Source organism: Methylobacterium sp. WCS2018Hpa-22, from assembly GCF_031843785.1.
In the GTDB taxonomy this organism is placed as follows: Bacteria; Pseudomonadota; Alphaproteobacteria; order Rhizobiales; family Beijerinckiaceae; genus Methylobacterium.
Window position 1 is genome coordinate 106,148 of the sequence record NZ_JAVTJA010000015.1, and the last position, 13,986, is coordinate 120,133.

The 13,986-nt window shown below is 66.7% G+C and carries 10 protein-coding genes; 3 read left to right on the top strand and 7 right to left on the bottom strand.

From position 1 onward, the window contains the following. Nucleotides 1-25: 25 nt before the first annotated feature. On the bottom strand, nucleotides 26-1,846 hold the full coding sequence (gene typA / locus RQI43_RS19570) for a translational GTPase TypA (protein ID WP_056434487.1): 1,821 nt from the start codon (nucleotides 1,844-1,846) through the stop codon (nucleotides 26-28). Nucleotides 1,847-2,192: 346 nt separating this feature from the next. Continuing rightward, entirely contained in the window at nucleotides 2,193-2,546 is a 354-nt protein-coding gene (locus RQI43_RS19575; protein ID WP_056434489.1) for a helix-turn-helix domain-containing protein, read from the bottom strand. 106 nt (nucleotides 2,547-2,652) lie between these two features. Between RQI43_RS19575 and RQI43_RS19580 the strand changes: the two genes are divergently transcribed. Further along, entirely contained in the window at nucleotides 2,653-3,399 is a 747-nt protein-coding gene (locus RQI43_RS19580) for a glucose 1-dehydrogenase (RefSeq protein ID WP_311276286.1), read from the top strand. Nucleotides 3,400-3,465: 66 nt separating this feature from the next. Here RQI43_RS19580 and RQI43_RS19585 read toward each other — a convergent pair whose 3' ends face one another. The 4 genes from RQI43_RS19585 to RQI43_RS19600 form a co-directional block, all read right to left on the bottom strand. Further along, nucleotides 3,466-4,761: an ArgE/DapE family deacylase gene (locus RQI43_RS19585; RefSeq protein ID WP_311276287.1), complete on the bottom strand. Its 1,296-nt coding sequence runs from the start codon at nucleotides 4,759-4,761 to the stop codon at nucleotides 3,466-3,468. Nucleotides 4,762-4,836: 75 nt separating this feature from the next. Beyond that, on the bottom strand, nucleotides 4,837-5,175 hold the full coding sequence (locus RQI43_RS19590) for a DUF3325 domain-containing protein (RefSeq protein WP_056434496.1): 339 nt from the start codon (nucleotides 5,173-5,175) through the stop codon (nucleotides 4,837-4,839). After that, nucleotides 5,172-6,689, bottom strand: coding sequence for a PepSY-associated TM helix domain-containing protein (locus RQI43_RS19595; protein ID WP_311276288.1), 1,518 nt, complete (start codon nucleotides 6,687-6,689; stop codon nucleotides 5,172-5,174). The genes RQI43_RS19590 and RQI43_RS19595 overlap by 4 nt, the downstream gene beginning before the upstream one ends. Further along, nucleotides 6,686-7,009 carry an iron transporter gene (locus RQI43_RS19600; protein WP_311276289.1) on the bottom strand — a complete coding sequence of 108 codons (324 nt, stop codon included), beginning with the start codon at nucleotides 7,007-7,009 and terminating at the stop codon, nucleotides 6,686-6,688. Before RQI43_RS19600 ends, RQI43_RS19595 begins: the two co-directional genes overlap by 4 nt. 308 nt (nucleotides 7,010-7,317) lie before the next feature. On the opposite strand from RQI43_RS19600, the gene RQI43_RS19605 reads away from it, so the two are divergent. After that, nucleotides 7,318-13,080, top strand: coding sequence for a DUF3320 domain-containing protein (locus tag RQI43_RS19605; protein WP_311276290.1), 5,763 nt, complete (start codon nucleotides 7,318-7,320; stop codon nucleotides 13,078-13,080). Nucleotides 13,081-13,216: 136 nt separating this feature from the next. Here the strand turns inward: RQI43_RS19605 and RQI43_RS19610 are convergent, their stop codons facing one another. Continuing rightward, a complete protein-coding gene (locus RQI43_RS19610) occupies nucleotides 13,217-13,387 on the bottom strand; it encodes a hypothetical protein (RefSeq protein ID WP_311276291.1) in 171 nt (56 codons plus the stop codon). Nucleotides 13,388-13,592: 205 nt separating this feature from the next. Here RQI43_RS19610 and RQI43_RS19615 point away from each other — a divergent pair, with 205 nt between their 5' ends. Continuing rightward, the gene (locus RQI43_RS19615; protein WP_311276292.1) at nucleotides 13,593-13,838 is read left to right on the top strand and encodes a hypothetical protein; all 246 of its coding nucleotides are present in this window, start codon (nucleotides 13,593-13,595) and stop codon (nucleotides 13,836-13,838) included. Nucleotides 13,839-13,986: the final 148 nt, after the last annotated feature.

The window sequence follows — 13,986 nt, forward strand, 5'->3', positions numbered from 1 at the left end:
CGTTTCTCTTCGAATGAGTAGCGTTTTACGCGACGCCGCCCGAACGCTCGAAGCGCTTGCGCTCGTTGGGATCGAGGTAGGTCTTGCGCAGGCGGATCGACTTCGGCGTGACTTCCATCAGCTCGTCGTCCTGGATCCAGGCCAGCGAGCGCTCGAGGGTCATGCGGATCGGAGGGGTGAGGCGCACGGCCTCGTCCTTCGAAGTGGTGCGGATGTTGGTGAGCTTCTTGCCCTTGAGCACGTTCACCTCGAGGTCGTTCTCGCGGTTGTGCTCGCCGATGATCATGCCCTGATAGACCTTGGCGCCGGGCTCGATCATCATCGGGCCGCGATCTTCCAGGTTCCACATGGCGTAAGCCACGGCCTCGCCCTTGTCGTTCGAGATCAGCACGCCGTTGCGGCGGCCGGGCATCTCGCCCTTGTAGGGCTCGTAGGCCTTGAACAAGCGGTTCATGATCGCGGTGCCGCGCGTGTCTGTCATGAGCTCGCCCTGGTAGCCGATGAGGCCACGGGTCGGCGCATGGAAGACGAGGCGCAGGCGGCTACCGCCCGAGGGCCGCATCTCGATCATCTCGGCCTTACGCTCGGACATCTTCTGCACGACGACGCCCGAGTATTCCTCGTCCACGTCGACCACGACCTCCTCGACCGGCTCGAGGACATTGTCGTTCTCGTCCTTGGAGAGCACCACGCGAGGACGCGACACGGCGATCTCGAAGCCTTCGCGGCGCATGGTCTCGATCAGGATGGCAAGCTGCAACTCGCCGCGGCCGGAGACGAAGAACGAATCCTTGTCGGCCGCTTCCTCGATCTTGAGCGTCACATTGCCCTCGGCCTCCTTGAACAGGCGGTCGCGGATCATGCGGCTCGTGACCTTGTCGCCTTCGGTGCCTGCCAGGGGCGAATCGTTGACGATGAAGGACATGGTGACGGTGGGCGGATCGATCGGCTGGGCCTGGATCGGGGTCTCGACCTGCGGGTCGCAGAAGGTGTCGGCCACGGTGCCCTTCACGAGGCCGGCGATGGAGACGATGTCGCCCGCCTCGCCGATGTCGATGGGTGCGCGCTCCAGGCCGCGGAAGGCCAGGATCTTCGAGACGCGGCCGGTTTCAACCAGCTTGCCCGTACGATCCATGACCTTGATGGCCTGGTTCGGCTTCACAGTGCCGGACGCGATGCGGCCGGTGATGATGCGACCCAGGAAGGGATTGGCTTCGAGCAGGGTGCCGAGCATCCGGAACGGACCCTCTTCGACCTTGGCCTGAGGTACATGCGTGAGCACGAGGTCGAAGAGCGGCGCCAGACCGTCTTCCTGAGAACCATCGGGGGACGTCGCCATCCAGCCTGCGCGGCCCGAACCGTAGAGGATCGGGAAATCGAGCTGGTCGTCGGTCGCATCGAGAGCGGCGAAGAGGTCGAACACCTCGTTGACGACTTCCGTGATGCGAGCGTCCGGACGGTCGACCTTGTTGATCGCCACGATCGGCTTCAAGCCAATCTTGAGCGCCTTACCGACCACGAACTTGGTCTGGGGCATAGGACCCTCGGCGGCATCGACGAGCACGATCACGCCGTCCACCATCGAGAGGATACGTTCCACCTCACCGCCGAAATCGGCGTGGCCGGGGGTGTCGACGACGTTGACGCGGGTATCCTTCCAGACGACCGAAGTCGCCTTGGCCAGGATCGTGATGCCACGCTCCTTCTCGAGGTCGTTCGAGTCCATCGCGCGCTCTTCGACGCGCTGATTGTCTCGGAACGATCCCGACTGGGACAGCAGCTTGTCGACGAGTGTCGTCTTGCCGTGGTCGACGTGGGCGATGATGGCGATGTTGCGAAGCTTCATAAGGTATCCGGAAGCGAGTAGAGCCCGTCACGCGACGGGCCGCAGGAATGCGGCCGGCAGCGCCGGGTCACGGGATCGAGCTATCGCGTCGCAATATAAGGTGTAGAGCGTTCCGGCAAGGGGTGTGACTGCGTGTCTGCCTCTCATCTCGCGCCGCTGCCTCGCAAGATCGCCCGGAACCCGTCGAACGGCACCTATCCCACCGGATACTTATCCGGATGGGAATAGGATGAATCCGGGTCGGCGCACGATCGCGCGGATTGGCGTCTCGCATCGGAATGAGACGGCGGTCGAAGGAACGTTCCGTCATGGATCATCGAGGCGAAGCGAGCATTCTGACTGGCGCCTACGCATCTGCCCCATGGGCGCCGGGCTCTCCACCCGACGCATAAGCGACCATGATCGCGGCGAGTAAGCCAGGGAAACGTGCGTTCACCTCCGCGCAGCGCGAATGGTTTCGCATCTCGACGCCGTGACGCTCGCACCGGATCAAGCCGGCTTCGCGCAGTACCTTGAAATGGCTGGACAACGACGATTTCGGAATCGTCCGTTCCCCGACGCCCGACAGCGCCGAGCAGGCCTCAACGCAGCCTGCCGTTGCGATTGCGGCGAAGATCGCTGCCCGGCGGGGATCCGACAAGGCGTGCAGGATTGCCTGGGGCTGGACGTCCTCGATCGCCGGGTGAAACAGCGGCCTCATATTTCATCCATTTGGGGCTTGACCTTCGCTCCATTAGTTCCGAATTTCCGAACTATGGAACTGAGGCGAACCAGTCCGAACCAGTTCCCGTCGAAGGATAGCACATATGTCGAAGCTTGACGGAAAGGTCGCCGTAGTGACCGGCGCATCGAAGGGCATCGGTGCCGCGATCGCCAAAAATCTCGCACAGCACGGTGCCGCGATCGTGGTCAATTACGCCTCGAGTAGGGCGGGTGCCGACGCCGTCGTCGAGGCCATTACGTCAGCTGGAGGCAAAGCTATCGCGGTGAAGGCCGATGTCTCCAAAGCGGAAGAGGCACAGGGGCTGATCGAGGCGGCGGTAAATCAGTTCGGCCGCCTCGACGTGCTGGTCAATAATTCCGGCATCTACGAATTCGCGACGATCGAGGACGTGACCGAAGAGCATTATCGCCGTCTCTTTGACGTGAATGTGCTCGGCGTATTGCTCACGACCCAAGCGGCAGTGAAGCATCTTGGAGAGAACGGAAGCATCGTCAATATTTCTTCGGCCATCACCCATGTCCATACACCGGCCGCAGGGGTTTATGCCGGAACCAAGGGGGCATTGAACGCTATCTCGGGCGTGCTGGCCAACGAGCTCGCGCCACGCAAGATCCGGGTCAATGTGGTCAGCCCCGGCTTCGTAGTGACCGAAGGCACCCATACGGCCGGAGTCGTCGGTTCCGACATGGAGGCCGGCTTCATCGCGCAGACGCCGCTAGGCAGGGCGGGCCAACCGGACGACATCGCCGGGGTGGTCGCGTTCCTCGCCTCAGACGATGCCCGCTGGCTGACCGGCGAGGTGATCACCGCCAGCGGCGGCATTCGGTAAGCACGACACAACGCCCGCGCGCTTACAATCGGGTACGCGCGGGATCGGTGAGCGCGATGTCGTCGCCTACCTCACATGCTCGAGCGGTTCGGTCCCGCACCACTCGGCCATAAACAACGCAATGGCTTTGGTGATGCGCTTCACCGAGGCGAGGCTCACGCGCTCGTCGGAGCCATGGATGTTCTCGCTGATCGGCCCATAGCAGAGGGCCGGAACCCGGTCGTAGAGTGCGTGGACGCGGGTATCGAGATAGCTCGGTGACATGAAGCTCTGAAGATCGACGCCCACGGCCCGCTTGTGAGCGGCGGCGAGTACGGCCTCGGCATCCGAGCCTTCGTCCAACTCGTAGCCTTCCGCGAAGAAACCATTGAAAGCCACCACCGGTGGCGACTTTGCCAGGAACGGATCGGATCGGGCGAAAGTCGCCACCGCAGATTCAATCTCTTCCGCCGCGTCCGCCGCCTTCACACCGGGATAAATGGCGATACGGCAATCGATCCGGCACCAGGCTGGGACGGAAGACGCCCAGTCTCCGCCCTCGATCCGGCCGACATTGAGGTTGATCGGATGGGCCTCGCCTTCGAAATGGCGGCGGCCTGCCTTGCGGCCATTCCACTTCTCTTCGAGTTCGCGCAAGGCACCGATCACCCGATAGGTGGCATCGATGGCGTTGGCGCCAGCACCCATCTCGCGAACATGGACCGGCGTGCCCTGCACCTCGACCGTGAACCACAGCACGCCGGTATTGGCCCGCACGAGCTTCTCGTCCTCCGGCTCGGGGATCAGCACGGCATCGGCGCGGTAATCGTGCAGATGTGCCATGAGAGCTCCATTGCCGGTGGATTCCTCCTCGACCACGGACTGGATCGTGACCGTCGCCGCCGGCTGAAGGCCGATCCGCCTGAGCGCATCGAGCGCGAACAGGTTGGCCGCGTGCCCGGCCTTCATGTCGGCGGCACCTCGGCCGTACATCCAGTCGCCCCGTATCACCGGATCGAAGGGCGGCTGGCTCCAGAGGTCGAGTGGGCCCGGTGGCACCACGTCCACATGGGCCTGCAGAATCAGGGAGCGTCCCGTCTCGTGACGAGGCCGGTGGATGCCGACAACGATGGGCGCATCCGAATGTCCCGGTGCAATCCTGCCTCCGCCAGGATGCGCGGCGATGGCCGTAGAATCCATGCGGATCCGCTCCATCGCATAGCCGCGTTGCTCCAGGCACCGGAAGACATGGTCCTGAATCGCGTGCTCGGCGCCGCGCACCGACCCGAACCGAACGAGGTCCTGGATATGGGCGACCTGATCGGCAAATCCCTGTTCGACCGAGGCGGAGATGCGATCCGCGAGAGCGGGGTCGAGCGCCATGGATACTCCTCGTGAAAGCCTGTCGGGCAACCCTTCACATAGGCCTATCCGGACGCTCGGAAAATCGGCCCCGGTTCAGACGAAGAACGCGGTGGCCATGGCGAGGGGAAGAGCGGCGATGGCTGCCGGACGGATCCAGGCCGGACGATAAGACATCAGCGCCACGACGATGAGCGCGGCCCCGGTGAGCGAGCCGAGCCATTGCACCGGACCGAAATTCCAGTTCGCCGTGACGACGGCGGCCGCGAAAGCCAGGGCGATGAAAAGCCAGCCCGCCACACGGAACGCTGTGTCGCGCCGCCGGGAGGGGCGCCCGTGGAACAAGGTCCGGCCATGCCGGTCCATGCTCAGGCAGAGGCAGGCGAGGCCGGAGAAGCTCAGGAGGGAGGTGAGGGAGACGGCAAGTGGCGTCATACGCGGGCGAAATCTCCGGTGGTACGGGCCGCTCTCTGCGATCCCTCATGGCACCCGAGCTTTCGCGCGCCGAAGAGGAAAATCAGTGCGAGCGCCACCATGGCGGCGTTGAAGCCCAGGAACTCTGTGCGCCATCCCGTCTGTGCCCAATCGACCAGAGGAACGGCCAGGAACAGCAGCGCGGCGGCATAGCTCATCTCGCCCCATGCCTGGCGATGTAGGCGAGCGTGGGAGACCAGGGCGGCGAGGAACCAGGCTGCGAAAAACACGCCACCCTCCCAGGATTCACGAGCGGCCCATCCTGCAGGAATCAGACGGTTGGCGAGGAAGAGCGCCGCCATGCCGATGGGAAGGCCGAGAATCGTACCGATATTGAGGGAATGGACGATGCGCCAACCGAGAGTGGGCCGCACGACCGCCTTCGGCGCCCGCGCCACGGTCCACAGGACGAGGCCAGTGGCGATGGCGGCACAGCCCATTAGGCCCGACAGGAAGAACAGGATGCGCAGGGCCGGCCCGGCGAAATGCGCCTCGTGCAGGCCGACGAAGCTCGTATAGGCATGCGCCGCCGGCTTCAGCGGCCCGGTCCGTTCGACCACCTCTCCGGTCACCGCGTGGAAGGCGATCTGCGGATGGCGATGGGCGAGCCCATGGGGCTCCTCGAACACCGCCACCACGGTGGCATTGGCATCACCGGGATTGTTGATCGAGACCATCTCGAGCGGCTCGCTCACCTCGGCCTGGGCGCGGCGGATGAGAGGACCGAGCGGCGCCGACTCGGCCGGCTTCCCCTCGGCGGCTCGCCAGGCCGGCATCTGACCGGACTCCACGTAGAAGCGCAGTTCGTCGCCCTTGTAGGCGCTCACCATTCCCCACGGCATGTACATGAGCGCGAGCGAGACGATGCCCGTATAGGTGATCATCAGGTGGAACGGCAGCGCCAGAACACCGGTGACGTTGTGCGCGTCGAGCCAGCCGCGCTGGGCAGATTTCGAACGCCGGAAGGTGAAGAAATCCGCGAAGATGCGGCGATGGGTGACGATGCCGCTGATCAGGGCGACGAGCAGGACCATCGCGCAGATGCCGACGATCCAGCGGCCGATTGCCGGGAGCATCTGCAATTCGAAATGGAAGCGGTAGAAGAAGTCACCGCCCTGTGTCGCCCGGGCCTCTGTCGGCGCGCCGGTATCCGGATCGAGGAGAGCCTTTCCGAACTCGCCGTCCGGCGTGACCATCCAATAGGCGCCGATATATGGCTTGTCGGGCTGCGGCACGCCCACATACCAAGCCATCGCCTTTGGGGCATGGACCTTGAGATACGCGACTCCGAGTTCGGTCGCGCGAACCACGTCGTATTCCGCCTGCGCGCGTAATTCGGGCCGCATCCAGAGCGAGATGTCGGACTTGTAGTAGGTGGCAGTGCCGGTGACGAAGACGGCGAACATCACCCAGCCGGTCACGAGCCCCGCCCAGGTGTGCAGCCATGCCATCGATTGGCGAAAACTCTGCTTCATGCAGGCTGCACCGCGTTGCCGAGGGCGAGCCAGAGACCGGCGCCCAGGCACAAAGCCGGAAGCGCCAGCCCTATCGCCGCACGGGCGAGGGTGCGGGCGGAGAAGACCCAGATCACCGCACCCGCCATGATCGCGAAGCTCGCCAGGGTGGCGGCGGCAACGGCCTCCGAACGGTCGAGGGGCAAGGTCAGGGACAAGAAGGCCGTGGCAACGGCCGCCAGGGCATAACCGCCGAAGATCGCAAGGAGGGTCCGGCCGGCCACTATCAGGCGGTAGCGACCCTGCGATGGCGGTATACTCGGCTTGATCATATCCGTCATCGGCGGTCGGCCCCGGTTTGCGAGGAAGCGGGCGCTCCCGGTCGAGGAGCGAATGACAAATGGGCTCAGCAACGCAGCGCCAGCAGAACCGATGGCCTCGGCGTCACGACGGTCGGCATCTTTGCTGAAACGCCGAACACCGAACGCTATACAAAGCCTCGTCTTCCGCGGGCAATCGCTATGTTGTGGAATGATTCCAAGTACGATGCCTGGACGAGCCTGCAGACACGCGAGCGACGGGCAGGCGGCGCTTGCGAGCACGCGCGGCGCGCTTGTAGAACGCTGGCGGTGACGGAGAACCGGGCGCGATGACCGATACGCTCGAGGCTTCCGATAGGGTCCGCACGCGTTGTGCTCTCGCATGCACGGTGGTCGATCATGCCAGCGTCGCCTCTTGGCAGAATGGGGTTCCACTCATCCGGGACATCACTCTGACCAATGGCGGTGATACCGATCTCGCCGATGTTACCCTCCATATCAGCGCGACGCCGCCGCTGTTCCGACCTACCACCCTGCCGATCCAGCGGATAACCGCAGGGGGCGTGCAGCGCATCGATGCACCGGGTCTGCGGATCGATGGAGCGATCCTGGCCGGACTACTGGAAAGCCGGCCCTGTACGGTGACGCTGACACTGATGAGCTCGGGCGAGGAGAGCGAGTTAGGCCGTGAGGAGTTCGACCTGCGGCTCCTGCCGCCCTCCCATTGGGGAGGCGCGGATGCGGCGCCCGAACTGCTCGCGGCCTTCGTCAGGCCCAACGACCCGGCCGTGGACGGCATCCTGCGCTCCGCCGCCGCGATCCTGGAGCGGGCAAGGCGGAGCACCGCCTTCGACGGCTATCGCAGCGGAAGGAAGGCCAGGGCCTGGGAGATGGCGGAGGCGATCCACGCGGCGATGGCGGCCCTGCGGATTACCTACATCCTGCCGCCCGCGAGTTTCGAACGGTCGGGACAGAAGGTCCGCGAGCCCGGAGCCATCGTCGAGCGGCGGCTCGCCACGTGCCTCGACCTCACCCTGCTCTGCGCGGCCTGCTGTGAACAGGCCGGGCTCAATCCGCTCTTGATCCTCACCCGCGATCACGCGCTCCTCGGGCTGTGGCTCGTGGACGAGACCCTGCCGGAAAGGGTCGGCGACGACGCCCAGGCCCTGCGGAAGCGCCGTGACCTGCAGGAACTGATCCTGATCGAGACCACCGTACTCACCGCCGATCCGCCAGGGAGTTTCGCGGATGCGGTGGCGGCCGGCGCGCGCTTGATCGATGCGGATGCCGAGTCCCCCCTGGAGATGGTCCTCGATCTGCGGCGCGCCCGTCTTTCCGGCATCTCTCCCCTCGACACGGGCGAGCCCGGCGCACAGGCGCCGGCTCCGGAGATGGCGGCTGCACTCGTCCAGGCGCTCGGCGCGCCCCCGTCCTTCGTCGAGGATATCCCCGCTCCCCGCCTCGATCTGCCCCGTCGCGAGCCCCGCGACCGGCTGGAAGCCTGGAAGCTGCGGCTCCTCGATCTGACCCTGCGCAACAAGCTCCTCAACTTCAAACCGGGCAAGGGCTCGCTGACCCTCGATTGTCCCGAGCCGGGCGCTTTCGAGGATGCCCTCACGACGGGCCGTGCCTTCCGGCTCGTCGCTCGGCCCGCCCCCGAGGCGCCAATCGACGGGTCGGGGCAGGAACGCGGCGAGATCACCGTCGATGTCGGATCGGAGGAAGTGGAGGCGCGCCTCACCGACCTGTTCCGGCTCGCCCGCGGCAGTTTCGAAGAGGGCGGGGTCAACGTGCTGTTCCTCGCCTTCGGCTTCCTCACCTGGACCCGTGGCAACGGCATGCCGCCTGCCCGGGCACCGCTGCTGCTGGTACCGGCGGCCCTGACCCGCGCGAGCGTCCGCGCCGGCTTCCGTCTCGTCCGGCACGACGAGGAGGCGCGCCTCAACCCGACGCTACTGGAGATGCTGCGCCAGGATTTCGACCTCGACATGCCGGATTTCGCCGAGGGCTTGCCGGGCGATGAATCCGGCATCGATGTCGAGGCCGTCTGGCGCATCGTGCGCACCCATATCCGCAACCTGAAGGGGTTCGAGGTCACGACCGAGGTGGTGCTCTCGGTCTTCTCTTTCACCAAATTTCTGATGTGGAAGGATCTGAGCGAGCGGACGGACCTCCTGAAGCGCAGCCCGGTGGTGCGCCACCTCCTCGATACGCCGAAACAGTCTTACGGCGACGGCATGGGCTTTCCCGTGCCGGAACGTCTCGACGCGGAGCATCCGCCTTCCGGCATCTTTACGCCGCTGCTCGCCGATTCCTCTCAGCTCTCAGCGATCCTCGCGGCGGCCTCGGGCAAGGATTTCGTGCTCTTCGGCCCCCCTGGCACCGGCAAGAGCCAGACCATCGCCAACATGATCGCGCAGTGCCTGGCGCTCGGGCGCACGGTGCTGTTCGTCTCGCAGAAGAGCGCCGCCCTGGAGGTGGTGCGCCGGCGCCTCGACGCGGTGGGGCTGGGCGCCTGCTGCCTCGAAGTCCATGCGGCCAAGGCCCAGAAGACGCACGTCATCGCGCAGCTACGCGAGGCCTGGACCGCGAGGGGCGGCGAGAACGTCCCCTGGGAGGACGCGGCCACCGATCTTCAGCGCCGCCGAGAGGGCCTGAACGGCGTGGTTGAGAGCTTGCACACCACACGGGCGAACGGCCTCAGCGCCCATACGGCCATGGCGCGGGTCATCGCCGACCGGCAGGCCGGCCGGGAGGGTCTCAGCCTCGTCTGGCCGAAGGACGCGATTTCCGCGCCCGGCCACCGGGATAGCCTGCGCGCCCAGTGCGGTGAGCTTGCTGCTCTTCTCCCCATCGTCGGGGACATCGCGAACCATCCCCTCCGGGGCATCGGCGCGATCGCATGGTCGCCCCTGTGGCGGGCCGAGATGGAGCAGGCCGTTCCCGAACTCGCCCGCACCCTGCCGGACTTCGCGACATCCGGCCAGCGTCTCGCCGAGGCGATGGGCCTGACGCCCCTCGGCCAGACATATGACGGCCTGCGCGCGCTGTCCTCCCTCGCCATTGCCCTGTTCCGGCCGGAGGCGCGGATAGGCCTGCGCTTCCTCGGCCCCGGAGGCGCGGCTTTGCGTCAGGCCGTCGAGGCGCGTCGCATCCGACAGGACGAGCTCGCCCGGCTGAACGCCCGGCTCTTCGTCCCCTACGCCTCCTCTGTGTTCGGCAACGACCTCGACCGCCTGCTGGCCGACTGGCGCGAAGCGAAAGCCTCGAACTTCTTCCTGCGGGGGCGGCGCCTCGGCCGGGTTCGCGACCTCCTCGCCCCCTTCGCGCAAGGGAGCGCACCGGAGGATATCGGGCCAGACCTCGTCACCCTCGCCGAGATCAAGGCCCTGCAGGCGACAAGACCCGCTCCGACGGAAGTTCTGGAGAGCGCCACCGTGGAACTCGGGCATCCCTGGTCGGATCCAGCGGCCCCCGCCGACCTGTTCACCGCTCCGATGGCCTGGGCGACGCGGCTCGCACCGGTCATCACCTCCATGGCGCCGCTCGTCGGAGGCCCGGACATCGTCCGCGCGAGGCTCGCCGCGTTCCTCGACACCGAGGATGGCAGGCTCGAACCTGGCGGCAGCCTGGCCTTGGCAAAAGAGGATTTCACGACGCGGAGAAGCGCTGCCGTGAAGGCGATCGAGACGCTCGGGCGTCTGGCCGGCAGGGCCAAGCCCGACCGCCCGGTGGAGACGGAGGGCGATTGGGTGACCGGCACCCTCGCGGTTGCGGAACGCTGGCAGAAGGCGCTGCCCAAGGCGCAGGCCTGGGCGAGCTGGCAGAGGGCGGTGAGCGAGGCGACGAGGGCCGGGCTCGGCCCGCTCGTCGCCGCGATCGAGGTGGGAACGCTGCAGGACGACGCCATCCTCCCGGCCTTCGAGGGTGCCTATGCGCGCTGGTGGATCGACCACGCGGCGACCGATGACATCCGCCTGCGCGACTTCATGGGCCAGCGCCACGAAGAGGCGATCCGGGGCTTCGGCGAGGCCGATTCCCGGCTCTCCGGCCTCGCCGGGGCGGCGGTGCGTGCCCGCATCGGTGGCGGCGTACCGCTCGCCGGCGCCTCCGGCACCGATCCCGAATGGGGCACCCTGGCGCGGGAAATCACCAAGCGCGCCAGGCACATGCCCCTGCGCCAGCTCTTCGCGCGGATGCCGAACGCGCTGACCCGCCTGACGCCTTGCCTGATGATGAGCCCACTCTCCATCGCCCAATATTGGCCGGCCGAGGCGAAGCCGTTCGACATCGTCATCTTCGACGAGGCCTCGCAGATCGCGCCGTGGGATGCCATCGGTGCCATCGCGCGGGGCCGGCAGGTGGTCATCGTCGGCGATCCCGAACAATTGCCGCCCACCAATGTGGGCGATCGCGGGGTCGACGAGATCTCGGACGGTCTCGACGTCGCCGACCAGGAGAGCATCCTCGACGAGTGCCTGGCCGCGCACCTGCCGCAGAGGCGCCTCGCCTGGCACTACAGAAGCCGGCACGAGAGCCTCATCGCCTTCTCCAACCGCCACTATTATCGCGGCGGGCTCGTCACCTTCCCCTCCCCCGTCACCGAGGACCGGGCGGTGCGGCTCCAGCACGTGGCCGATGGGCTCTACGAGCGCGGCGGGGCGCGGGTGAACCGGCCGGAAGCGCGCGCCCTGGTGGCGGAGGTGGTCGCCCGCATCTCGGACCCCGCCTTCGCGGCGGAGGAGCGCTCGCTCGGCATCGTCACCTTCAATGGCGAGCAGCAGCGCCTGATCGAGAACCTGCTCGATGCCGAGAGGCGGGGAAGGCCGGAGCTGGAGCGGTTCTTCGACGGGCGGATCTGGAAAGAACCGGTCTTCGTGAAGAACCTCGAGACCGTGCAGGGCGACGAGCGCGACGTGATCCTGTTCTCGGTGGCGGCAGGGCCGGATGCCACGGGCCGGATCACCGGACAGATCAGTTCGCTCAACCGCGAGGGCGGTCACCGACGCCTCAACGTGGCGATCACCCGGGCCCGGCGGGAGCTCGTTGTCTTCGCGTCGATGCGGGCCGACCAGGTGGATCTCGGCCGTGGCAGCGCCCGTGGCGTGCGTGATTTCAAGCACTTCCTCGCCTTCGCCGAACACGGTGCCGGCGCTCTCGAAACGGCGGCTGCTCCCACGGGGCGAGACATCGAATCGCCGTTCGAGGGCGCGGTGATGGCGGCTTTGGCCGCACGAGGCTGGACAATCGTACCTCAGGTCGGGGTTTCCGCCTTTCGGATCGACCTCGGCATCGTCCATCCCGACGCTCCGGGGCGCTACCTCGCGGGCGTCGAATGCGACGGGGCGACCTATCACCGGGCGGCGACGGCGCGGGACAGGGACCGCCTGCGCGAATGGGTGCTCACCGATCTCGGATGGCGCATCCACCGGGTCTGGAGCACCGATTGGTGGAACGATCCGCAAGGCGCCCTCGACCGGCTCGACACGGCGTTGCGGGCCGATCTCGACGCCGACAGGGCGAAGCCGGAGCCGGTCGCGACCGAGCCGGACACTCCCGATATCCCCCGAGTGGAGCCCCCCGGCCTCTATGAACCCGCCGACCTGTCGGGCTTCTCACCCAATGCCGCGCGGTTCCACGAGGTGGGTTACGAGGCCACGCTGGCGGCGATGGCGAGCGAGGTGGTCCTGCGCGAAGGTCCTGTTTTCGCTGACATTCTCGCCGAGCGCTTGCTGCGCGCCCACGGGTTTGCCCGGATCACGGCCCGCCTGCGCCAGCGCGCTTTAGGGGCCGTCGATCCCCACTGCCCCCATACGAGCGAGGGTGAGCGCATCGTTCTCTGGCCGGGGGTGGCACCCGCCGGGCCGGTGAGGTTCCGGCCGGCTCAAGGGGATGGGCGAGCGCCCGCCGACATCCCGCTCCAGGAACTCGCCGGCCTCGCCCGCGACCTCGATCCGGCACCCGGCGTCGAGGGGCGGATGGCCGCGCAGCTGGGCCTCGGCCGGATGAGCGAGACGGTCCGCGCCCGGTTCGCCGAGGCCGCCTCGCTGGCGCGGGAGAGCGGAGCGCCGGCCCAGAAACCCGTCGGATGAGACGGGCGGATCGACCGCCACGCGACCCCCGTTTCGACCGCCATAGGACAGGGGTACATGGCGGTACGCGACGTGAAAAAGCCCCGCCTGGTAAGGCGGGGCCGATGGCGGTGGCGTTGAAGCTGCGAGACGTCGATTAGGCTGCGAGCTTCAGGGCTTCGGGAGCGTTGTCGTTGACGAGAACGAGCTCGCCCGCCGTGATGGTGGAGGGGCTGGTCGTGGGGGTCAGGCGATCGGCGACGAAGGCCACCAGGGAGATGTTGGCGGCAGCGGCGACAGCGACGGCGGTGAGAATGAGAGCGGTCATATCGGTGTTCCTCGAAGCGATGCGTTTGCGTTGCAGCATGTATGACAGCCCGCCCGCCGAGCTGGTATACCAAACGCCAAATACCACTCATGCAGTCCGCGCATGGAATGCACGATATTCTGCGAAGCCCTGCATTTAACGCACTATGGTGCATGCTGAGCCGCAAGCTCGATCCGCCCCTCCCCTGCCCGAAGGTCTCAGCCCGATGCGCCGCCCCACCACAGCCCTCGTCGCCCTACTTCTCGCGGCATGGTCCTTCGACGCACGAGCACAGGATGCGAACCGGGTGCGCGCGATGAACGCGGTGAGCGACCTGGCGCGGGCGCACCGCGAGCAGACGGAGACGCTCCGGCGTATGGAGACGGTTCAGCGCGACCGGGCCCGAGCGGAGGACAGAACCCGGCGCAACGCCGAACGGGACAGCCGTTCGATGCGCCGCTTCGACCGCTGAACCGGCATCGACGGCAGCCAGCGCCCTCCTCCGTTACCCGCGCCCTGTCGTCGTCAAACTCTGACGGTTGGTACCCGCCCTGAACGCCCGAGATGGGTGGAGGCTGTGTGAAAAGAGGACGCCAAGCTGGGGCTGTCCGGCCGCTTGG